17 protein-coding genes are annotated in these 20,915 nt (G+C 68.3%); 6 read left to right on the top strand and 11 right to left on the bottom strand.

What is annotated here, in order from left to right; translation table 11 throughout:
- Positions 1 to 52 precede the first annotated feature (52 nt).
- Together ROZ37_RS00640 and ROZ37_RS00635 are read left to right on the top strand one after the other, a co-directional pair.
- Positions 53 to 1,069 (top strand): histidine kinase, encoded by a 1,017-nt coding sequence (locus ROZ37_RS00640; protein WP_312656656.1) that lies wholly within the window; start codon positions 53 to 55, stop codon positions 1,067 to 1,069.
- Positions 1,066 to 1,827 carry a LytTR family DNA-binding domain-containing protein gene (locus ROZ37_RS00635; protein ID WP_312656655.1) on the top strand — a complete coding sequence of 254 codons (762 nt, stop codon included), beginning with the start codon at positions 1,066 to 1,068 and terminating at the stop codon, positions 1,825 to 1,827. Before ROZ37_RS00640 ends, ROZ37_RS00635 begins: the two co-directional genes overlap by 4 nt.
- Before the next feature lie 12 nt (positions 1,828 to 1,839).
- Here ROZ37_RS00635 and ppc read toward each other — a convergent pair whose 3' ends face one another.
- Positions 1,840 to 4,587, bottom strand: a complete 2,748-nt coding sequence (ppc, locus tag ROZ37_RS00630; RefSeq protein WP_312656654.1) for a phosphoenolpyruvate carboxylase — start codon at positions 4,585 to 4,587, stop codon at positions 1,840 to 1,842.
- A gap of 203 nt (positions 4,588 to 4,790) precedes the next feature.
- Between ppc and hemC the strand changes: the two genes are divergently transcribed.
- Genes hemC through ROZ37_RS00610 form a run of 4 tightly spaced genes read left to right on the top strand, consistent with a single transcriptional unit; the run spans position 4,791 to position 9,173 of the window.
- Complete coding sequence (gene hemC, locus ROZ37_RS00625; RefSeq protein WP_312656653.1) at positions 4,791 to 5,735, top strand: hydroxymethylbilane synthase; 945 nt, start codon at positions 4,791 to 4,793, stop codon at positions 5,733 to 5,735.
- Positions 5,736 to 5,771: 36 nt separating this feature from the next.
- Positions 5,772 to 6,539 (top strand): uroporphyrinogen-III synthase, encoded by a 768-nt coding sequence (locus tag ROZ37_RS00620; RefSeq protein ID WP_312656651.1) that lies wholly within the window; start codon positions 5,772 to 5,774, stop codon positions 6,537 to 6,539.
- 22 nt (positions 6,540 to 6,561) lie between these two features.
- Positions 6,562 to 7,986, top strand: a complete 1,425-nt coding sequence (locus ROZ37_RS00615) for a uroporphyrinogen-III C-methyltransferase (RefSeq protein ID WP_312656649.1) — start codon at positions 6,562 to 6,564, stop codon at positions 7,984 to 7,986.
- Between the two features lie 11 nt (positions 7,987 to 7,997).
- Positions 7,998 to 9,173 (top strand): heme biosynthesis HemY N-terminal domain-containing protein, encoded by a 1,176-nt coding sequence (locus ROZ37_RS00610; RefSeq protein WP_312656648.1) that lies wholly within the window; start codon positions 7,998 to 8,000, stop codon positions 9,171 to 9,173.
- Between the two features lie 202 nt (positions 9,174 to 9,375).
- On the opposite strand, the gene hemF is transcribed toward ROZ37_RS00610, so the two are convergent.
- The 10 genes from hemF to ROZ37_RS00560 form a co-directional block, all read right to left on the bottom strand.
- On the bottom strand, positions 9,376 to 10,311 hold the full coding sequence (hemF, locus tag ROZ37_RS00605) for an oxygen-dependent coproporphyrinogen oxidase (protein WP_312656647.1): 936 nt from the start codon (positions 10,309 to 10,311) through the stop codon (positions 9,376 to 9,378).
- Between the two features lie 3 nt (positions 10,312 to 10,314).
- Positions 10,315 to 11,592, bottom strand: coding sequence for a phosphoribosylamine--glycine ligase (purD, locus tag ROZ37_RS00600; RefSeq protein ID WP_312656646.1), 1,278 nt, complete (start codon positions 11,590 to 11,592; stop codon positions 10,315 to 10,317).
- A 16-nt stretch (positions 11,593 to 11,608) separates the two neighbouring features.
- Positions 11,609 to 13,201 (bottom strand): bifunctional phosphoribosylaminoimidazolecarboxamide formyltransferase/IMP cyclohydrolase, encoded by a 1,593-nt coding sequence (gene purH / locus ROZ37_RS00595; protein WP_312656644.1) that lies wholly within the window; start codon positions 13,199 to 13,201, stop codon positions 11,609 to 11,611.
- Positions 13,202 to 13,261: 60 nt separating this feature from the next.
- Complete coding sequence (locus tag ROZ37_RS00590) at positions 13,262 to 13,498, bottom strand: helix-turn-helix domain-containing protein (RefSeq protein ID WP_312656642.1); 237 nt, start codon at positions 13,496 to 13,498, stop codon at positions 13,262 to 13,264.
- Positions 13,495 to 14,517 carry a tRNA dihydrouridine synthase DusB gene (gene dusB, locus ROZ37_RS00585; RefSeq protein WP_312657479.1) on the bottom strand — a complete coding sequence of 341 codons (1,023 nt, stop codon included), beginning with the start codon at positions 14,515 to 14,517 and terminating at the stop codon, positions 13,495 to 13,497. The genes ROZ37_RS00590 and dusB overlap by 4 nt, the downstream gene beginning before the upstream one ends.
- Positions 14,518 to 14,645: 128 nt before the next feature.
- Positions 14,646 to 16,340, bottom strand: coding sequence for a diguanylate cyclase (locus ROZ37_RS00580; RefSeq protein WP_312656641.1), 1,695 nt, complete (start codon positions 16,338 to 16,340; stop codon positions 14,646 to 14,648).
- A 231-nt stretch (positions 16,341 to 16,571) separates the two neighbouring features.
- Positions 16,572 to 17,729: an FAD-dependent monooxygenase gene (locus ROZ37_RS00575; protein ID WP_312656640.1), complete on the bottom strand. Its 1,158-nt coding sequence runs from the start codon at positions 17,727 to 17,729 to the stop codon at positions 16,572 to 16,574.
- Complete coding sequence (locus ROZ37_RS00570) at positions 17,716 to 19,113, bottom strand: aminopeptidase P N-terminal domain-containing protein (RefSeq protein WP_312656638.1); 1,398 nt, start codon at positions 19,111 to 19,113, stop codon at positions 17,716 to 17,718. The genes ROZ37_RS00575 and ROZ37_RS00570 overlap by 14 nt, the downstream gene beginning before the upstream one ends.
- 8 nt (positions 19,114 to 19,121) lie before the next feature.
- Positions 19,122 to 19,844, bottom strand: a complete 723-nt coding sequence (gene murU / locus ROZ37_RS00565; RefSeq protein WP_312657478.1) for an N-acetylmuramate alpha-1-phosphate uridylyltransferase MurU — start codon at positions 19,842 to 19,844, stop codon at positions 19,122 to 19,124.
- Between the two features lie 8 nt (positions 19,845 to 19,852).
- Positions 19,853 to 20,857 carry a phosphotransferase gene (locus ROZ37_RS00560; RefSeq protein ID WP_312656637.1) on the bottom strand — a complete coding sequence of 335 codons (1,005 nt, stop codon included), beginning with the start codon at positions 20,855 to 20,857 and terminating at the stop codon, positions 19,853 to 19,855.
- Positions 20,858 to 20,915 lie beyond the last annotated feature (58 nt).

Genomic DNA, 20,915 nt, shown 5'->3' with positions numbered 1-20,915 from the left:
GAACCGGTCGTTCAAGGAAGCCGCGGCCGTCGCGCCGACCGCCGAGATAAGCGTGAAAAGTATAAAGCAAAAGCCCGACCCCATTCTCCCGCGAGCCGGCCTGCCGGACTTCCGCAATCTCGGGGTGCTGCTGCGGCTGTTGCTGCTGGTGAACCTGTTCGCGATCGCCACGGTGTTCGTGCGCGTCGACGAGCCGGCAGCGTATCCGCTCGCGTTCATCGCGATGGCGGCGAAGGTGGAGCTGCCGCTGTTCCTCGCGCTGCTGCTGCTGTTCGCGCTGCAGCCGCTGGTCGAGCGGCTCTCGGCGCGAAACGGCAGGATCGCGGTGGTGCTCGTCGCGCTCGCCGTCGCGGCCGCGACCTTTCCGCTGCTGCGCGACGGCGATGCGAGCGCCCTGTGGCGATGGCTCGCGTGGGCGGCCGCGGCGGCGGCGGGCGTGCTGCTGTACTTCGACAACCGCAGCCGCCGGCATTCCCGCGCGCTGACGGAGGCGCGGTTGATGGCGCTGACGGCCCGAATTCGACCGCATTTCCTGTTCAATTGTCTCAACGGCGTCCTGGGCGTGATCCGCGCGGATCCGCGCCGCGCGGAACTGGCGCTCGAGGAGCTCGCCGAACTCTTCCGTGCGCTGATGCGAGAGAACCGCGAGCTGGTGCCGCTCGGCGAGGAGCTCGACCTGTGCGAGCGTTATGTCGATCTCGAACATCTGCGGCTCGGCTCGCGTCTCAACATGCGCTGGGAGCTCGAAGACTGCCCGCGCGATGCGCTCGTGCCGCCGCTGCTGCTGCAGCCGCTCGTCGAAAACGCGATCTATCACGGGGTCGAGCCGTCGAGTCAGGCCGCGGAGATCGTCGTCCGCGCCGAGCGCCGCTCGGGCGAGATCCTGATCGAGGTCGATAACCCGATGGAACCCGGCGAGCGCCACAAGGCCGGCAACCGGATGGCGCTGGAAAACATCCGCGAGCGGCTGATGCTGTTTTTCGACCTCGAGGCCGGACTCGAGATCGACGCCGGCGGCGGTCGGCACCGTGTCTCGATCCGGCTGCCTTATCGGAGGAAAACCCCTTGAACGAAGCGCCTCTTCGTGTGCTGATCGTCGATGACGAAGCGCCTGCGCGCGCGCGGCTGCGAGATCTGCTCGGCGACATCGCAGCGACGCAGCCGAGTCGCGTCGTCGGGCTCGCGGCGAATGGCGTCGAGGCGCTGCGCCTGCTCGAAAGCGAGCCGGCCGACGTCGTGCTCGCCGACATCCGCATGCCGGTGATGGACGGCGTCGAACTCGCGCGCCACGTGCTGCGGCTCGAACGGCCTCCGGCGGTGATTTTCACGACCGCGTACGACCAGTACGCGATCCAGGCATTCGAACTCGCGGCGACCGACTACCTGCTGAAGCCGGTGCGCGCGCAGCGCCTGGCGGAGTCGCTCGCCCGGGTCCGGCGCCAGCTTCCGGTGGCAGACGAGATGCTCGCCGGACTCGCAGCGGGTCCGCGGCGGCATTTCAGCGTCAACGAGCGCGGCCGCATCCTGCTGGTTCCGGTTGCGGACGTGCTGTATCTGCGCGCCGAACTGAAATACGTGACCGCGCGGACCGCCGAGCGCGAGTTCCTGCTCGACGAGTCGCTGGTGCAGCTCGAGCAGGAGTTTGCGGGCCGCTTCGTCCGCGTGCATCGCAACAGCCTCGTCGCCCGCGCGGCGGTGACCGGGGTTGAACGCGCCGGCGAGCAGGATGGCGAAGCGCGCTGGGACGTGCTGCTCGCGGGGGTTCCGGAGCGCCTGCCGATCAGCCGCCGGCAATGGCCGGCCGTCAGGCAGGTGCTCGGGCTCTGATCCCGGTGTCGGCTAACCGCTGTTCCTCAGGCCTGCCGCGATGCCGTTGATCGAGATCAGGATGCCGAGCCGGATGCGCTCGTCGTCGTGCGTTTCGCGGTGGCGGCGCAGCAGTTCGATCTGCACGTGGTTCAGTGGGTCGAGGTACGGGAAGCGGTTGCGGATCGAACGCTTCAGCAGCGGATTGCCGTCGAGCAGCTCTTTGTGGCGCGTGATCGCCAGCAGCGCGTCGATCGTGTCCTGCCATTCGCTGCGGATTCTGCCGAAAATCCGGTCGCGCAACGCCGCGTCGCCGACCAGCGCCGCGTAGCGCGAGGCGATCGCGAGGTCGCTCTTCGCGAGCACCATGTCGATGTTCGACAGGAGCGTCGCGAAGAACGACCATTCGTCGTGCATCGCCTGCAGGCGTGCGAGGCCGTCTTCGGGGTGCGCGTCGAGCCAGGCTTTCACCGCGCTGCCGAAGCCGAACCAGCCCGGCAGCATCAGCCGGCACTGCGACCAGCTGAACACCCAAGGGATCGCGCGCAGGTCCTCGATGCGCCGGCCCTTCTTGCGTGACGCGGGGCGCGAGCCGATGTTCAGTTCGGAAATCTCCGAGATCACCGTCGATTCCCAGAAGTAACGCTCGAAGCCCTCGGTCTCGTAGACGAGCCCGCGGTACGCGGTGAAGGCCGCATCCGACAGCGTCTGCATCGTGTCGAGGAATTGGGCGCGCGGCGCCGGGGCGCGATCCGCAAGCAGGCTCGCTTCGAGCGTCGCCGCGACAATCACTTCGAGGTTCCGGCGACCGACTTCCGGGTTGCCATACTTCGCCGCGATGACTTCGCCCTGCTCGGTGAGCCGGATCTGGCCCTGCACCGCGCCGCCGGGCTGCGCCAGGATCGCCTGGTAGCTCGGACCGCCGCCGCGGCCCACCGACCCGCCGCGGCCGTGGAACAGGCGCAGCCGCACTTCGTGGCGGGCGAACACCTCGACGAGGCCGATCTCGGCCTTGTACAGCGCCCAGCCGGAGGTCAGGAAGCCGCCGTCCTTGTTGCTGTCCGAATAACCGAGCATGACCTCCTGGGTGTGCTCGCGCGACGCGAGCAGATCGCGGTAGCCCGGCAGCGAAAAGAGCCGGTCCATCACCGCGGACGCGTTCTCGAGGTCTTCGATCGTTTCGAACAGCGGAACGATATTTACGTCGAGCGCGCGTTCGCACGGCCGCAACAGGCCGGCTTCCTTCAGCAGCAGCGCGAGCTCGAGCAGATCGGACACTCCGTCGGTCTTGGAGATGATGCAGTTCGTGATCGCTGCCGGGCCGAAGCGCAGGTGCGCCGAACGGGCGGCCCGGAAGATCGCCAGTTCGCCTTCGGTCTCGTCCGAGTAGCGCACGTGCGGCGATGCGAGCGGGCGGGCGGTTGCGAGTTCCTCGAGCAGCAGCGCGATGCGGGCTTCCTCGTCGAGCGCGGAATACGCGATCGCGGGGTTCGCGGTCGCGAGCAGTTCGGCGACGACGCGCTCGTGCACGTCCGAGTTCTGGCGCAGGTCGATCGGCGCGAGGTGAAAGCCGAACACTCGTACCGCGCGGCGCAGCAGGCGCAAGCGGCCGCGCGCGAGTGCCGCCGAGCCGTTGGCGACGAGCGAGCGATGGATGATGTCGAGGTCCTCGCCGAACTCCGTCGCCGCGGTATACGGCTCGGCGGGCGCGACCGAGTGGCGCAGCGGCTCGACGCCGAGGAGGGCGCGCTGCGTCGCCGCGAGGCGGGCGTAGACGCCCGCGATCGCGCGGCGATACGGCTCGTCGTTGCGGTGCGGCGAGTGGTCGGGCGAGCGCGCGGCGAGGACGAGCAGGGCGTCCGAGGTCGTCACGAGACCGGTCGCGAGCGATAGTTGCGCGCCAAGCGCGTGCAACTCGTCGAGGTAGAAACCGAGCGCTGCCGTGGCCTGCATCGCGAACGCGCGTTCGAGCACGTCGGCGGTGACGAACGGATTGCCGTCGCGATCGCCGCCGATCCAGCTGCCGACCTTCAGGAAGGCGGGCAGCTCCGTCCCTCCGAGTCCGGCGTCGCGGCTCGCGAGCTGGTCTTCGAGATTCGCGTAGAGCCGCGGCAGTTCGCGCAGGAAGGTCGCGTCGAAATACGACAGGCCGTTCGCGATCTCGTCGAAGACCGAGAGCTTCGCGGACCGCAGCATGCGTGTCTGCCACAGCGTCAGCACCGCGCGCCGCAGCGCTTCGACGCTGTCGCGCCGCTCGTCCGGCGTCAGCACCATGCGGTCGCGCTCGTCGAGCAGGCGCGCGATCTCCGCCTGGCAGTTGAGGATGCTCTTGCGCTGGACTTCGGTCGGATGCGCGGTCAGCACCGGCGAGATCACCGCCGTGTCGAAGAACTCGGCAAGCTCGGCCGGGGCGCGGGCCGCGGCGAGCGCGCGGTCGAGCGCCGACGCCAGCGAGCCTTCGCGCGGCGGCGAGCCGGCGATGAGGTGGGCGCGACTGCGCCGGATGTGATGCTGGTCTTCCGCGATGTTCGACAGATGCGAGAAATAGCTGAACGCGCGCACGACCTGGATCGTCTGCTCGCGCGACAGCGCGTCGAGAATGCCTTCGAGCTCCGTGCGAGCGGCGCGGTCGTCGTCGCGCCGGAAGCGCACCGAGGTCTTGCGGATGCGCTCGATGAGGTCGTACGCCGCTTGGCCCTGCTGGTCACGCACGGTGTCGCCGAGCACGCGCCCGAGGAGCCGGATGTCTTCGCGCAGCGGCGCGTCCTTGTCTTGCGTCATGTTTTCCGTCCGGTGTTTGCGATGAGATGGCCCGGTCAGATGATCGGGCATGCGGGCGCCGCCCTGCGCGGAGAAGGCCCGAATTCGTCCCATGCTAGAATGCCGGCCGGTTCGCCTGCAACTGGCAGGAACCCTGATGTTGCGATGCGGTAGAACCTGCTGCGAGCGACGCCCATCCCTTGTTCGTGACGAGTCTGTCCACCGTGAGCGCTACCTCCGCCTTTTCCGCCCCCGAACGCATTGTCATCGCCACCCGCGAAAGTCGCCTCGCGCTGTGGCAGGCCGAGCACGTCAAGGCTCGCCTCGAATCGCTGTATCCCGGCTGCCGCGTCGAACTGCTCGGCATGACGACGCGGGGCGACCAGATTCTCGACCGTCCGCTCGCGAAGGTCGGAGGCAAGGGCCTGTTCGTCAAGGAGCTGGAAGCCGCGCTGCTCGACGGCCGCGCCGATATCGCGGTGCATTCGATGAAGGACGTGCCGATGCAGCTGTCCGAACCGTTCGCGCTGCCATGCATCTCCGCGCGCGAAGTGCCGCTCGACGCCTTCGTGTCGCCGCGCTACGCGAGCCTCGCGGACATGCCGCCGGGTGCGGTCGTCGGCACTTCGTCGCTGCGGCGCGAGTCGCAACTGCACGCGCAGTACCCGTTCCTCGCGGTGATCAGCCTGCGCGGCAACCTCGACACACGCTTGCGCAAGCTCGACGAAGGGCAGTACGACGCGATCATTCTCGCCGCAGCCGGCCTGAAGCGGCTCGGCCTCGCCGACCGCATCCGCGCCGAGTTGCCGTCCGAGATCTCTCTGCCCGCCGCCGGGCAGGGCGCGCTCGGGATCGAGTGCCTCGCCAGCCGCGACGACGTCGCCGCGTGGCTCGCGCCCTTGAACGACGCCGACACGTCGGCCTGCGTTCGTGCCGAACGGGCAGTTTCGCGGGCGCTTGCCGGCAGCTGCGAAGTGCCGCTGGGCGCGTATGCCGAGATCCGCGGCGGGAAGCTGTGGTTGCGCGGCTTCGTCGCGCTGCCCGACGGCAGCCGCATGGTGCGAGCGGAGCGCGAGGGCGATCCGGCCGATGCCGAAGCGCTCGGACTTGCGCTCGCGGACGATCTGCGCGGGCAGGGGGCCGAGCAGATCCTCGCGCAGTTCGGCTGAACGCGCCGCCGCCGACAGCGACCGATCCTGACCGAAATGCGGAGCGGACTTACCGGCCGTCATGTCGCGGTGACCCGTCCGGCCGCCCAGGCGGGGAGCCTGTGCGATGCGATCGTCTCGCGCGGCGGCGTCCCGGTCCGCTTTCCGGTGCTCGGCATCGCGGCCATCGATGACACGACGGCGCTGGAGGCGATCTCCGATCGTCTCGACGACGTCGACCTCGCGTTTTTCGTCAGTCCCAATGCCGTCCAGCATGCATTGACAGCGATCCTCGCGCGCCGCAGTTGGCCCGCGCGCACGGTCGTTGCAACCGTCGGCAAGGGCAGCGAGCGTGCGCTCGCCGAATTCGGTTTTTCGTCCGTCGTCGCGCCCGCCAGCGGTTTCGACAGCGAAGCCGTCCTCGACCTTCCGGAGTTCCGGCCGGAGGCGGTGGACGGCAAGCTTGTCGTCATTTTTCGCGGCGACGGCGGCCGCGACCTGCTCGGCATCACCTTGCGCGAGCGCGGGGCGCGGGTCGAGTACGTCACTTGCTACCGTCGTTTCCAGCCGGCGGAAGATCCCGCTCCGCTGCTCGATCTCGCGCACCGCGGCGCTCTCGACGCGATCACACTGACGAGCAGCGAAGGCGTTGGTAGCCTCGTCGCGATGGTCGGCGCCGACGGCATGGAAGCGCTGCGCTCGGTTCCGATCTTCGCCCCGCATCCGCGCATCGCCGCGCATGCGCGAGCGGCCGGATTCCTGTCGGTCGTCGAAACGCCGCCCGGCGACGAAGGTCTGTTGCAAGCGCTCGAGTCTCATTTTTAGCGACCTCGGTTAAACTCACGGCATGAAAGAAGAAGATCCCGCTGTTAACCCCGCTGCCAACCGTCTTCCGCCGTCCGGCAACGGCGGCGCTGCGCCGGAGTTCACCGGCGGTTTGGCGCCGGCCCCGGTACGGCGACGGGCAGGATGGGGGGCGGCGGTCGCGTTGATCGCGATCGCCGCCGCCGGATTCGTCGCCTGGCAGGTGTTCGAACTGCGTGCCAACGTCGCCGATACGCGCGAGGAGGTTGCCGAGCGGCTCGCCGCCGGTGATACGGCTCTGGCCGAAGCTCGCGGACTGTCGCGTCAGCAGCAGGAAACGATCGCCGGACTGCAGGGCAAGATCGGCGCGCTCGAAGCGCACGTGGCGGCAACCGAAGGGCAGGCGGCGGCACTCGAACAGCTTTACCAGGAATTTTCCCGCACGAGCGAAGACCGCGTCCTCGCTGAAGCGGAACAGGCGATCAATATCGCCGCTCAGCAACTGCAGCTTGCCGGCAACTACGAAGCGGCGCTGATCGCGCTGCAAGGCGCGGAAGCTCGGCTCGCGACGCATGACCGCGGGCAGTTGCAGTCCTTGCGGCGCGCACTCGCGCGCGACATCGAGCGCCTGAGCGCGACGCCGCAGGTCGATGTGCCGGGCATCGCGCTGCGGCTCGAGTCGCTGCTCGAACGCGTCGACAGTCTGCCGCTGGCCTTCGCCAGCCAGTTGGACGAGCGCAAGCCGCCCGCGGAGAACGATTCCGCGGCCGCTCCCGCCGGCGACCGGCCGGTCCTCGAGTACCTGAGCGCACTCGGCCGCGAGCTGTGGAACGAGATCCGGACGCTGGTGCGCGTCGAGCGACTGGATCAATCGGACCCGATCCTGCTCGCTCCCGCGCAGAGCACCTTTCTGCGGGAAAACCTGAAGATCCGGCTGCTGACCGCGCGCCTCGCGCTGCTCGCGCGCGACGGGCGGACGTATGCCGCGGATCTCGCGCAGGCGCGTGGTTGGATCGAACGGTTTTTCGACACTCGCGAAAACGCGGTGCAGGAAGTGCTGGCCGAACTCGCCGCCCTTCAGGCAATGCCGATCAAGGTGGAGCAACCTTCGCCGACCGAAAGTTTCGCGGCGCTGCGCTTGCTGCAGGCACGCAACAGCGGCGGGCGTGGATCCGACGCGGGAGCGTCGGTGCGAGATGGGCGCGCCGAGTCCCCCGGCCCGGCGACTTCCGCGCCAGCGGCACCGAAAGGAAGCGCGGCCGCAAACCCTGGAGAGCGTAGCGGGACGCCGCGCCCCGAGCGCGGTGCAAGCTCCGGAGAGGCTCCCGCCACTGGCCAGGGTAGCGCTTCGGAATCGACGAAGCCCGCCGGCACGAGCTCGGGCGGGACTCGCGAGCAGCCGACGGCTCCGTCGTCTCAGCCTTCGAACCCGCCACCCGCGCAGCCGCCGGCTGGCGAGCCGCGCTGAGGATGACGAGCATGCGTTCGCTGCTCTGGCTGATCGGAATATTCGCGCTCGCCGCCGGCATCGCGATGCTCGCGAGCCTGAATACCGGCTACGTGCTGCTTGTGCTGCCACCCTGGCGTGCGCAGCTTTCATTGAATCTGCTGATCGTCGCGCTGCTGATCGGCTTTGTCGTCAGCTACGCCGTGCTCAGGCTCATCGGCAAAACCGTAGCGTTGCCGGGCCGTGTCGGTGTCTTCCGCGAACGGCGGCGCAAGGACAAGGCCGGGAGGGCGTTCCGCGAGAGCCTGCAGGCGCTGTTCGAGGGGCGCTTCGCGCAGGCGGTGAAGCGCGCCGGCAACGCGTTCGACAGCGGCGAGAACCGGGCGATGTCGGCGATCGTCGCGGCCCGCGCCGCCCATGCGTTGCACGACGACACGCGCTACCGCATCTGGATCGGCCGTGCTGCCGAGCAGGAGGAAGAGGCGCGGGTCGCGCGGCTGATGACGGAAGCGGAGCTCGCGATCGAGGCACGCCGCTTCGAGGAGGCGGCCGACAAGCTCGACAGCCTGAAGGCGTCCGGGAATCGGCACATCGCGGTGCTGCGCCTGTCGCTGCAGGCCGCGTCGGCGCTCGGGCGCTGGGACGAAGTGCTGCGCCTCGCGCGCCAGCTGCGCAAGCACAAGGCGCTGACCGACGAACAGATGCAGCCGCTGGTCCGGCGCGCGCACGTCGAACGCATACGCGAACTGGCAGGCGACGGCGAAGCGCTCGCCGCGTACTGGAAGAGCATTCCGGCGGCGGAGTTGAACGACCGCCAGATGGTCGAGAAGGCCGTTCCCTATCTCGCCGACAGCGGTCAGGGCGCTGTCGCGCGCAAGACGATTGAGCGCCTGCTCGACGCGGAGTGGGACGGTACGCTCGCGCGACTGTATGCGCACTGCGGCGACGGCGATGCGGTCGCCTGTCTTGCCCGCGCCGAAGGCTGGCTGCGCAAGCAGCCGAAAGACGCCGGCCTGCTCTACGCGCTCGGTCGGCTGTGCATCGCCGCGCAGCTGTGGGGCAAGGCGCAGAGCTATCTGGAAGCGTCGGTCAACATCGCGCCGACGATCGAGGCTCACCTGGCGCTTGCCGGGCTGTTCGAACGGCTCGATCGGCCCCAAGACGCGCATCGGCATTACCGCACGGCGGCCGAGCTCTCGGCGCGCTGAGCGGGCCAGGAAAACTGCCGCGGTTTTCGGTCGCGGACGATTCCCATCGCGAGTTGAAGGCGCCCGGTCCACGCTTGGCGCCGACTGCGGCCGCGCTGCCGTTGGCGGGAATATCGGTGACGGCGATTGTGAGAGGAAAGTCCGGCGACAGGGAGCGCCCCGGCTGCGGATGCAACGTCCCGGTGACCTCGAACCCCGGCGGTCAGTCCGCCCAGTCGCGCGGCGTCAGGAACTCGTCATAGAGTCGAGCCTCGGGGCTGCCGGCTTCGGGCCGCCAGTCATAGCGCCATTTGACGACCGGCGGCAGCGACATCAGGATCGACTCCGTGCGACCGCCCGATTGCAGTCCGAAGAGCGTGCCGCGGTCGAACACGAGGTTGAATTCCACGTAGCGGCCGCGGCGATAGGCCTGGAAATCTCGCTCGCGCTCGCCGTACGGCAGATCCCGTCGGCGCTCGGCGATCGGCAGGTAGGCATCGAGAAAGCCATCGCCGACGTTGCGCATCAGCCCGAAACCGTCGTCGAATGGCGTCTTGCCGTCCGCGCCGAGGTCGTCGAAGAACAGTCCGCCGACCCCACGAGGCTCGTTGCGGTGCTTGAGAAAGAAATAGCGGTCGCACCATTCCTTCAGGCGGCGGTATTCGGCCTGTCCGCCGTAGGGAAGGACGGCCGTGCGGCACGCGCGATGGAAAAAACGGACGTCTTCGTCGAATGGATAGTACGGTGTCAGATCCATACCGCCGCCGAACCACCAGATCGGGGCGACGTCGGCGCCCGCGTCATCGGCCGGCATCGCGATGAAGAAGCGCACGTTCATGTGCACGGTCGGGCAGTAGGGATTGCGCGGATGAAGCACGAGCGAGACGCCCATTGCTTCGAAGCGACGTCCCGCGAGCTCGGGCCGGTGCGCGGTTGCCGAAGCCGGCATGCCCGCTCCGGTGACGTGGGAGAAGTTGACGCCCCCGCGTTCGAAGAAGCGGCCGTCCTCGATCACGCGCGTGATGCCTCCGCCACCGGCGGAACGGTTCCATGCGTCCTCCCGGAAGCACTCGCCGTCGAAACGCTCGAGTGTCGAGACGATCCGCGTCTGCAGATCGAGCAGATACTGCCTGACGACGCGGCCGTCCGGGGCGGACATATTTCAGCCCTTGCGCGCGAGCGCGCGATGCCCGATGTCGCGGCGGTACTGGCGGCCTTCGAACACGATCGCGTCGACGACTTCGTAGGCCCGTTTCTGCGCATTGCGCACGTTGTCGCCGAGCGCAGTCACGCACAGTACGCGCCCGCCCGCGGTAACGACCACGCCGTGCTGTTCGGCGGTGCCCGCGTGGAACACGTGGACGTCTTCGGCCTCCGTTGTCGGCAGTCCGGTGATTGGCGCACCTTTGTGCGGCGCGTCGGGATAGCCTTCGGCCGCGAGGACGACGCCGAGCGCGACCCGCCGGTCCCATTCCGCCTCGACCTGGTCGAGCCGTCCGGCAATCGCCGCTTCGATCAGGTCCGACAGGTCGGTCTTCAGCCGCATCATGATCGGCTGCGTTTCCGGGTCGCCCATCCGGCAGTTGAATTCGACGACGCGCGGCTGGCCGGCGCCGTCGATCATCAGGCCGGCATACAGGAAGCCGGTGTAGGGCAGGCCGTCGGCGCTCATGCCTGCGAGCGCTGGCTGGATGATCTCGCGCATCACCCGGGCGTGGACTTCGGGCGTCACGACCGGGGCGGGGGAGTACGCGCCCATGCCGCCGGTGTTGGGACCTTCGTCCTTGTCCTTCAGGCGCTTGTGATCCTGACTCGTCGCGAGCGCGAGCGCGTTCCGGCCGTCGGCCATGACGATGAAGCTCGCTTCCTCGCCGGTCATGAACTCTTCGATGACGACCCGCGCACCGGCATCGCCCATGCGGTTGTCGGTGAGCATCATGTCGATCGCCGCGTGTGCCTCGTCGAGCGTCGTTGCGACGACGACGCCCTTGCCGGCCGCAAGGCCGTCGGCCTTGATGACGATCGGAGCGCCTTCGGCCGCAACATACGTATGCGCTGCCGCGGCGTCGGAGAAGGTCTGGTATTTCGCGGTCGGAATGCCGTGGCGGACGAGGAAGCGCTTCGCGAAATCCTTCGAGCTTTCGAGCTGTGCCGCGCCCTTCGTCGGGCCGAAAATCGGCAGGCCGGCGGCGCGGAACGCGTCGACGACACCCGCGGCGAGCGGCGCTTCGGGGCCGACGACGGTGAACTGCACCTGCTCGCTGCGCGCGAGGGCGACGAGATCGGGAACCGCCGTGACCGCTACGTTCTCGAGCAGCGGCTCGCGTGCGGTGCCGGCATTGCCGGGCGCTACGAGCACGCGGGTGACTTTCGGCGATTGCGCGAGTTTCCATGCCAGCGCATGTTCGCGACCGCCGGAGCCGATGACGAGAACTTTCATGATGCCGATGCCTCGATTAATGACGGAAGTGGCGGAAGCCGGTGAAGACCATTGCGATACCTTGTTCGTCGGCCGCGGCGATGACTTCCGCGTCGCGCATCGATCCTCCCGGCTGGATCACCGCCGTCGCGCCCGCTTGGGCGAGTACGTCGAGGCCGTCGCGGAACGGGAAGAACGCGTCCGACGCGACGACCGAACCCTGCACCGTCAGGCCGGCATTTTCGGCCTTGATCGCCGCGATGCGGGCGGAATCGACGCGGCTCATCTGGCCGGCGCCGACGCCGATGGTCATGTCGTCGCGGCAATAGACGATCGCGTTCGACTTGACGTATTTCGCGACGCGCCACGCGAACAGCAGGTCGGCGAGTTCACGGTCGGTCGGCGCGCGCTTCGTCACGACTTTCAGGTCGGCGAGCTGGATGCGCGCTTCGTCCGCGCTTTGCACGAGCAGGCCGCCGCCGACGCGCTTGTAGTCGAGCGCACCCGCCGGCTTGCCGAGCGCGCAGGTGAGCACGCGGACGTTCTGTTTCGCGGCGAGCACCGCCAATGCGTCGGGGCTGTAGGACGGCGCGATCAGCACTTCGAGGAACTGCGCGGCGACCGCTTCGGCGGCGACGCGGTCGACTTCACAGTTGAACGCAATGATGCCGCCGAACGCCGAGGTCGGGTCGGTCGAGAAGGCCTTGCGGTACGCCGCTTCGGGCGACGCGCCGAGCGCGACGCCGCACGGGTTCGCGTGCTTGACGATCACGCAGGCGTTGCCGGCGTCGCGGTCGAAGGCCTTCACGCATTCCCACGCCGCGTCGGCGTCGGCGATGTTGTTGTACGACAGTTCCTTGCCCTGCAGCTGACGATAGCCGGCGATCGCGCCTTCGGGCGCGGTCGGCTCACGGTAGAACGCGGCGGACTGGTGCGGGTTTTCGCCGTAACGCAGGTCCTGAACCTTGTCGAATGCGAGCTGGAAGCGCTCGGGGTACGTTTGTTTGGCGACTTCGCCGCTGTCGGCGAACGTCAGCGACGTCAGGTGGTTCGAGATCGCGCTGTCGTAACGCGCGGTGTGGGTGAAGGCTTTCACCGCGAGCGCGAAGCGGGTGCGGTAGCTCAGCGCGCCGTCGTTCGCCTTCAGCTCGGCGATGATCGACGCGTAGTCGTCGGGGTCGGTCACGATGCCGACGCCGCCCGCTTCGTTGCCGTGGTTCTTCGCCGCCGCACGCACCATCGTCGGGCCGCCGATGTCGATGTTCTCGATCGCGTCGTCGAGCGTGCAGTCGGGCTTCGCGACGGTTGCGGCGAAGGGATAGAGGTTCACGACGACGAGATCGATGCGCGAGATGTCGTGCGCGGCGATCGTGTCCATGTGCTCCGGCAGGTCACGACGCGCGAGGATGCCGCCGTGGACCTTCGGGTGCAGCGTCTTCACGCGCCCGTCGAGCATCTCGGGAAAGCCGGTGTGCTCCGATACGTCGGTGACGGCGAGGCCGGCTTCGCGCAGGATCGCCGCAGTGCCGCCGGTGGACAGCAGCTTGACGCCGAGGGCATCGAGCGCCTGCGCGAATTCGAGGACACCGTGCTTGTCGGAGACGCTGATCAGGGCTTGGGAGACTTTCATCGTGAGGGTCGCAAAGGAAGATCGGAAAACATGACGGCCGCAGAACCACGGCCGTCGGCGTCATAGCAGTTCGTATTCGGTGAGTTTCCGCCGCAGCGTGTTGCGGTTGATGCCCAGCATCTCCGCGGCGACGGTCTGGTTACCGTTGGCCTGGTTGAGGACGAATTCGAGCATCGGGCGCTCGACGTTGCGGATCACCATCTCGTAGATCGCGGCCGGCTTTTCGCCGTCCAGATCACGGAAATACTGGTCGAGAGTGCGGCGGATCGACTCGGCGATCTCGTTCGGGCGGGTCATGCTGCGAGTTCCTGCGCAATGTCTTCTTCATACAGCAGGCGCGCGTCCTGCTCCGCGAGGCGGCCGAAGAATTCCTCGACCGCGTCGAGTTGTTCGCGCACGTCGGAGAGCTGGTTCATCGCGCGGCGGAAAGCGGCCGAGCCGACGAGGCCCTTGGTGTACCAGGAGATGTGCTTGCGCGCGATCTTGACGCCGGTTTCCTCGCCATAGAACGCGTACAGGTCCGCCAGATGCGCCCGGCAGACGTCCAGGATCTCGGCCACGAGCGGCGGCGGAAGCAGCTCGCCGGTCGCGAGGAAATGTTCGATCTCGCGGAAGATCCACGGCCGGCCCTGCGCGGCGCGGCCGATCATCACGCCGTCGGCGCCGGTGTAGTCGAGCACGTACTTCGCCTTTTCGGGCGACGTGATGTCGCCGTTGGCGATCACCGGGATGTTTACCAGCGACTTCACGTGCGCGATCGTGTCGTATTCGGCGTCGCCCATGTACTGGTCGGCGCGGGTGCGGCCATGGATCGCGATCGCGCGGATTCCGGAGGCTTCGGCGATGCGGGCGATCGTCGGCGCGTTGCGGTGCTCGCGGTTCCAGCCCGTGCGGAATTTGAGCGTCACGGGGGTGTCGGGCACCGCGGCGACGACCGCCTCGAGGATGCGCGCGACGAGCGGCTCGTCCTGCATCAGCGCCGAGCCTGCCATGACGTTGCAGACCTTTTTCGCCGGGCAACCCATGTTGATGTCGATGATCTGCGCGCCGTTGTCGGCGTTGTAGCGCGCCGCGTCGGCCATCATCTTCGGATCGGCGCCGGCGATCTGCACCGAGATCGGATCGACTTCCCCCTCGTGGTTCGCGCGACGGCGCGTCTTGGCGCTGCCGTAGAGGAGCGAGTTCGAGGTCACCATCTCGGACACGGCGACGCCGGCGCCGAGCTTCTTGCACAGCTGCCGGAACGGCCGGTCGGTGACTCCGGCCATCGGGGCGACGAAGAGATTGTTGCGCAGGGAGAAGCCGGCGTACTGCATCGAGGGGTAGGGTGTTCGGGGAAGAGGCGGCATTTTACCCCATGCCGCGACGACCGAGCAGCCCAATGCCCGGTCGTCGCCGAATGCATCACGGGGAGGCATCCCACGTATGCACGTGCCGTGGAGGTTCACGCCGTTACCGCGGACGGCAGCGGCGCGGCGCGCGTCGTCCGGTTCCGACCGTTTGCCTTCGATTCGTACAGCGCGCGGTCGGCCGCCTCGACGAGTTCGTCCGCCGATCCGATGGCGATTTCGGGAAAGGCGGCGACGCCGAGGCTGATCGTGACTTTCAGCCCGTCCACTTCGCTGTCCTCGATGTCGGCGCGCAGCCGTTCGGCGACGCAGTAGGCGCCTTCCAGCGTCGTGTTCGGCAGGATGCCGACGAACTCTTCGCCGCCGTAACGGCATGCGAGATCGTATTTGCGCAACGCATCGCGGAAGTTGTGCGCGACCGCCTGCAACACGCGGTCGCCCTGATCGTGCCCGTAGGTATCGTTGAATTTCTTGAAGTGATCGATATCGAACATCACCACCGCGAGCGGGGTGTGCGTGCGGATCGCGCGGTGATATTCGGTGTTCAGCGTTTCGTCGAGATGCCGGCGGTTGTAGAGGGATGTCAGGCCGTCGGTCGTCGACAGCCGGCGCAGTTCCTCTTCGAGTCGCTTTTCCTCGGTGATGTCGCGCAGCAGCGCCGCCGACCCGACGACATGCGCATCGGTGCCGAGGATCGTCGAGGCGTAGACATGGAAGGTGCGGCCCTTGTAGGCCGCGGTCGCCGGCCCTTCGTGCGCTTCCTGCGCGAGCCAGGTGCGCATCGCTTCGGGGTCGTCGATGAGATGCTCGAAACCTTCGCCGATGATCTGGCACGCGGATTTTTCGAGCAGACGCTCGGCGGCCGGATTCACCAGCACGACCTTGCCGCTGCCGTCGGTGACGACGATGCCTTCGCCGGCGCCGTGGATGATCGTCGTCAACTTGTCCTGCTCGCGGCGCAGCCCGTCGTACGAGGTCTTCAGCTCGTAGGTCATCCGGTTGAAGCTGCTCGCCATGCGGCCGAGCTCGTCGCGGCTGTCGATCGGCACCTGGTGATCGAGGTCGCCGCCCGAGACGCGGCCCATCGCCGCCATGACTTTTTCGAGCGGGTTGACGACGATGCGGCCGAGCATGTAGCCGGTGAGGAGCATCGTCGCCATCAGGCCGAGGGCGAGCCCGCCGAGCGAATATTGCCGCAGTTCGAGAATGTCGCGCTCGACCGACGCGAGCGAAGTCGTGAGCTTGATGACGCCCCGCACCGCTTCGCCGCTGCCGTGGCAACGGCTGCATGACTCGATCGCCTTGATCGGCGCGAGAAAGGTCAGTATGCGGTTGCCGTCCGCGTCCCGGTCGTACACCGGCACGGCTTTGCCGCTCTCGATCGTCGTGTGCAGATTCGGGTCGTCGGCCGCGAGGACCGGCACCTCCATTTCGGTGTCCCGCGGCGCGAAGCTCTCCTCGCCGCGCCGGCGATTGACCTTCGCGATCGTCTCGTTGTCGCGGAATGCCTCGTTGCCGTTCTTGCGCAGGATGCGGAAGTCGATGACGTCGCTGACGGTCTTGAGGCGATCGGCATACGATTCGGCGATGTCCGCGGAGCCTGCGAGCATCACCGCCTGCAGCCCCTGCGCGACGCTCTCGGTGAGTTTCTGCATCGTCCGCTCGTTCTGCCGCAGCACGGACTGCTCCTGGAAGCGCGTGTAGAACATCGCCATCGCGACGAGCACGGTGGTGATGGCGACACCGACTGCGAGCGTGATCTTGTAGCGGATTCGCATGTGCTTGTTCATGAGGAAAACCGGGATGCCGGGAGATCGGCGGGGCGAATCATATCCGGAAACAAAACGTTACGACCGTTCGGCGGAATTGACGGCGTGACGTACTTCCGCCGGCGCGCGACGGCGGGGCGGGTGCGTCAAGAGCGGGGGGCGACGGGCGCCCGGCCGGCCAGGTGGGGGCGTGTGCGGCAGCGCCCGCGGCGTGTTTCAGATCGCAGCGCGCCTACTGGCGGACGCTGCCGATCACGGCCACGCGCGGGCGCCGAACATCATGCGGCGGGCGACGAAGTGGCGCAGCGGCGGAACCGCGTCGAGCGCGAACAGTGCGGCGCCGCGGGCGGCGCGCACGAATTCGAGGTCGTTGCTGAAGATCCGCACCAGAGCGTCGGTGAAACGGATCGCGCCGAAGCGATCGAGGCGGCGGTTGTCGCGATACGCGGAGAGTGTCGCCGCTGTGCCGGGGTCGCCGGGATGGTCCTGCAGCGTCTGTGCGAGTGCAAAGACGTCGCGCAGCGCGAGATTGAACCCCTGGCCGGCGACCGGGTGCAGCGTCTGCGCGGCATTGCCGAGCCAGACCGTGCGCGCGCCAATCGGATCGCGGCGGTAGCGCAGCAGCAGCGGGTAGCGCAGACGGTCGGCGACGGTGGTCAGCCGCACCCGGTTGCCGAAGCGCTGCTGCACGAGCTCGACATACGCGGCGTCGGGGAGCGCGAGCAGCTCGGTCGCACGCTCCGGTGCAACGACGTGGACCAGCGCGAAATGTCCCTCGTGCGGCAGCAGCGCGATCGGTCCTTCCGGCGTGAAGCGCTCGAACGCGACGCCGCCGTGCCCGTTCGCGACACCGAGGCGCGCGATCAGCGCGTGCTGCCAGTAGTCGTGCTCGACGATGTCCGGTTCCGCGCCTTTCAGCCCGCCCTCGGCGCAAGCGACGAGCTTCGCGCCCAGGCTGCCGTCGTGCGCCGACGCGCCGCTGCCCGCCAGGCTCGCGACGACTTGTCCGGCGGCCGGATTCAGCGCCACGACTTCCGTTTCGTCGACCACGGGGATGCCGGCGCGCTCGACCGCGACCCGCAGCGCGCCTGCGAGCGCACCTGCCGGCGCGACATAGCCGAGCGCGTCGACGCCGTAGTCCTCCGCCTGCAACAGCGTGCGGCCGAAGCCGCCCTGCTGCGAGACGTGGATCGTGCGGATAGCCGTCGCGGGGAGTTCGTCCCAGACGCCGAGGCGCTCGAGCGTCAGGCGCGTGCCATGCGCGAGCGCGAGGATGCGCGGGTCGGCGAGCACGGCAGCGCGTGCCCGGGCATCGACGAGCACGATGCCGAGCCCGCTGTCTTTCAGCGCGAGCGCAAGCGCGAGGCCGACGGGGCCGGCGCCGACGATCAGCAGGTCATGCTGCGGCATTGCGGTCCTCTTGCGCGGCAGAGTTGCCGACAGGGGTGTCGCGCTCGCGCGCTTCGCGCATCACCGCTTCGATCTCCGCGACCGAGCGCGGCGCGGTGTCGGTGATGAACTCGCAGCCGCCGGCAGTGACGACGGCGTCGTCCTCGATGCGCACGCCGATATTCCAAAATGCTTCGGGCACGTCCTCGGCCGCGGGGATGTAACACCCCGGCTCGACGGTCAGCACCATGCCCGGTTCGAGAGGGCGCCAGTCGCCGTCGCGCTTGTATTCGCCGGCGTCGTGAACGTCGCGGCCGAGCCAGTGGCCGGTGCGATGCATGTAGAAGCGTCGGTAGAGACCCTGTTCGACGACGGCGTCGCCGCTGCCGGCGAGGAGTTTCAGGTCGATCAGTCCGCGGGCGAGGACGCGGACCGCTGCGTCGTGGGGTTCGTTCCAGGTCGCGCCGGGGAAGATCGCTTCCTTCGCGGCCGCTTGCGCCGCGAGCACGAGCTCGTAGATGTCGCGCTGGGCGGCGCTGAAGCGGCCGTTGACCGGGAAAGTGCGCGTGATGTCGGACGCGTAGCCGTCGAGCTCGCAGCCGGCGTCGATCAGCAGCAGGTCGCCGTCGCTCATGCGACAGCCGTTGTCGATGTAATGCAGCACGCAGGCGTTCGCGCCGCTCGCGACGATCGACGGGTAGGCGGGCGACTGGCTGCCGGCGCAGCGGAACGCATGCAGCAGCTCGGCCTCGATCTCGTACTCGAAGCGGCCCGGCCGCGTTGCCGCCATGGCGCGCCGATGGGCATCGCCCGAAATCGCGCCGGCGCGGCGCATCACCGCGAGCTCGGTCTCGTCCTTGACGAGCCGCATCTCGTCGAGTTCGGCGCGCACGTCGCGGATCGAATGCGGCGGCACCGCGCCAGCGCGCGCGTTCGCGCGCACCGTGTTGAGGCCTCGCATCAGCCGCGCGTCCCAATCGGTGTCGTAGCCGAGCCCGCACCACAGCGTCGGACGGTTCGCGAGGAGGTCGGCGAAGCGCGCGTCGAAGTCGCCGATCGTCCAGGCTTCGTCGAAGCCGAAGCGCTCGCGTGCTGCATCCGGCCCGAAGCGGTAACCGTCCCAGATCTCGCGCTCCTCGTCCTTCGTGCGGCAGAACAGGATGCTCTTGGGCTTGTCGTCGGCGACCAGCACGACGACGGCTTCGGGCTCGCCGAAGCCGGTGAGGTAGTGAAAATAGCTGTCGAAGCGGAACGGGTAATGGGTGTCGCGGTTGCGCGTGCATTCCGGCGCGGTCGGCAGCACGGCGATGCCGCCGCCGAGCGCCGCCATGCGTGCGAGCAGCCTTTCGCGGCGGACGCGGAACGGCGCGAGGTCGAAGCCGGGGTTCTCTGCGGGTGTCTTCATCGGGGAGGTCATGGCTGTTGTTTTCCGGGTTCGACCCGCGCATGGTCCGCACGTTCGGCCGCCGAGCGCAAGTGCTGGTCGAGTTCCGCGAGCCGGGCCGGCGTGCCGACGTCGAGCCAGTAACCCGCGTGGAGCAAGCCGCCGACCTTGCCGGCGTCCATTGCGTCGCGCAGCAGCGGCGCGAGCGGCGCCTTCGCCCCCGGCGCGATCCCGGCGAAGAGCGACGGGTGATAGACGCCGAGGCCGGAGAACGTGAGCCGCAGTTCGCCGACGCGTGTGAGTCGGCCGGCGTCGAGGCGAAAGTCGCCGGCCGGATGATGCGGCGGATTCGGAACCATCGCCAGCAGCGCGAGGTCGCCGGCCGGTGCGACCGACTCGCCGGCGCTGCGCAGCGCCGCGAGATCGATGTCGCAGAAGATGTCGCCGTTCGCGACGAGGAAGGGTGCGTCGCCGAGCAGCGGCAGTGCCTGGCGGATGCCGCCGGCGGTTTCGAGCGCCTCGCGCTCGGCCGAATAGCGGATCTGCACGCCGAACTGCCGGCCATCGCCGAGCGCGGCCTCGATCATCGCGCCGAGGTGGGCGTGGTTGATGACGATCGCGTCGAAGCCGGCGTCGCGCAGCCGCTCGATATGCCACACGATCAGCGGCTTGCCCCCGGCTTCGAGCAGCGGCTTCGGGCAGGTGTCGGTCAGCGGGCGCATCCGTTCGCCGCGCCCGGCGGCGAGGATCATCGCGCGCATCAGAACGTGTAGCCGACTTCGACGGGCTCCGGGTCGAGCCGGTCGAGCAGCCGCAGCAGCGGCGTGAGGTCGCGGTAGCGCTTGCACGCGCGCCGCAGGTAGTCCATCACCAGCGGCATGTCGGCGAGATAGCCGTCCTTGCCGTCGCGGTGGGCGAGGCGCGCGAAGATGCCGAGCACCTTGATGTGGCGCTGCACGCCCATCCACTCGTAATCGCGGTGGAAATCCGAGAAGTCCGCGCGCACCGGCAGGCCGAGCTTGCGCGCCGCCTCCCAGTAGCGTGCGAGGAGGTCGAGCGTGAAATCCTCTTCCCAGCGGATGTAGGCGTCCTTGAATAGCGACGCGAGGTCGTAGGTCAGCGGGCCGAAGACCGCGTCCTGGAAGTCGATGATGCCCGGATTCGCGCCGTCGGCGAGGTACATCAGGTTGCGCGAATGGTAGTCGCGGTGCACGAAGACCTGCGGCTCGGCGAGGTTCACCGCGAGGATGCGGTCGAAAACGGTGTCGAGCGTTTGCCGTTCGCGCTCGTCGAGCGTGACGCCCTTGTGGCGCGCGACGTACCACTCCGGGAACAGCATCAGCTCGCGCCGCAGCAACTCGCGCGAATACTCCGGCAGCACACCGGGGCGGCTCGTCTTCTGGATCGCGATCAGCGCGCCGAGCGCGTCGGCGTAGAGATGTGCCGCGTTGTTGGGGTTCAGCGCGGCGAGGTATGTCGTGCTGCCGAGGTCCGACAGCAGCAGGAAGCCTTGTTCCGGGTCTTGCGCGAGCACTTCGGGCACATGCGCGCCGGCGGCGCCGAAGAGCTCGGCGACTTTCAGCCATGGCCGCGTGTCCTCGTGCTCGGGCGGCGCGTCCATCACGATCCGCGTGCTGCCGTCTTCCGCGAGCCGCACGCGGAAATAGCGCCGGAAGCTCGCGTCGGCCGAGGCGGGTGCGAGCTCGAAATGCTTTCCGGGCAACTGCGCAGTCAGCCAGTCATTCAGTCGGGCGAGTCTTTGCACCGGGTTCTCCGCGAGGCTTCGTGTAAAATCCGCGAGTTTAACAAAGGCCGCGACCGTG

It is taken from the genome of Aromatoleum sp. (assembly GCF_032027225.1).
Classification (GTDB): Bacteria; Pseudomonadota; Gammaproteobacteria; order Burkholderiales; family Rhodocyclaceae; genus Aromatoleum.
This window is presented reverse-complemented; position numbering and strand designations above follow the sequence as displayed.

What these genes read in the sequence shown, in the direction of transcription:
- ROZ37_RS00570 (WP_312656638.1), bottom strand. Translation starts at nt 19,113, where the DNA reads ATGAAGACACCCGCAGAGAACCCCGGCTTCGACCTCGCGCCGTTCCGC.
- ppc (WP_312656654.1), bottom strand. Translation starts at nt 4,587, where the DNA reads ATGACGCAAGACAAGGACGCGCCGCTGCGCGAAGACATCCGGCTCCTC.
- purH (WP_312656644.1), bottom strand. Translation starts at nt 13,201, where the DNA reads ATGAAAGTCTCCCAAGCCCTGATCAGCGTCTCCGACAAGCACGGTGTC.
- dusB (WP_312657479.1), bottom strand. Translation starts at nt 14,517, where the DNA reads ATGCAGTACGCCGGCTTCTCCCTGCGCAACAATCTCTTCGTCGCCCCG.
- ROZ37_RS00590 (WP_312656642.1), bottom strand. Translation starts at nt 13,498, where the DNA reads ATGACCCGCCCGAACGAGATCGCCGAGTCGATCCGCCGCACTCTCGAC.
- ROZ37_RS00580 (WP_312656641.1), bottom strand. Translation starts at nt 16,340, where the DNA reads ATGAACAAGCACATGCGAATCCGCTACAAGATCACGCTCGCAGTCGGT.
- ROZ37_RS00620 (WP_312656651.1), top strand. Translation starts at nt 5,772, where the DNA reads ATGCGGAGCGGACTTACCGGCCGTCATGTCGCGGTGACCCGTCCGGCC.
- ROZ37_RS00615 (WP_312656649.1), top strand. Translation starts at nt 6,562, where the DNA reads ATGAAAGAAGAAGATCCCGCTGTTAACCCCGCTGCCAACCGTCTTCCG.
- hemF (WP_312656647.1), bottom strand. Translation starts at nt 10,311, where the DNA reads ATGTCCGCCCCGGACGGCCGCGTCGTCAGGCAGTATCTGCTCGATCTG.
- murU (WP_312657478.1), bottom strand. Translation starts at nt 19,844, where the DNA reads ATGATCCTCGCCGCCGGGCGCGGCGAACGGATGCGCCCGCTGACCGAC.
- ROZ37_RS00610 (WP_312656648.1), top strand. Translation starts at nt 7,998, where the DNA reads ATGCGTTCGCTGCTCTGGCTGATCGGAATATTCGCGCTCGCCGCCGGC.
- ROZ37_RS00575 (WP_312656640.1), bottom strand. Translation starts at nt 17,729, where the DNA reads ATGCCGCAGCATGACCTGCTGATCGTCGGCGCCGGCCCCGTCGGCCTC.
- purD (WP_312656646.1), bottom strand. Translation starts at nt 11,592, where the DNA reads ATGAAAGTTCTCGTCATCGGCTCCGGCGGTCGCGAACATGCGCTGGCA.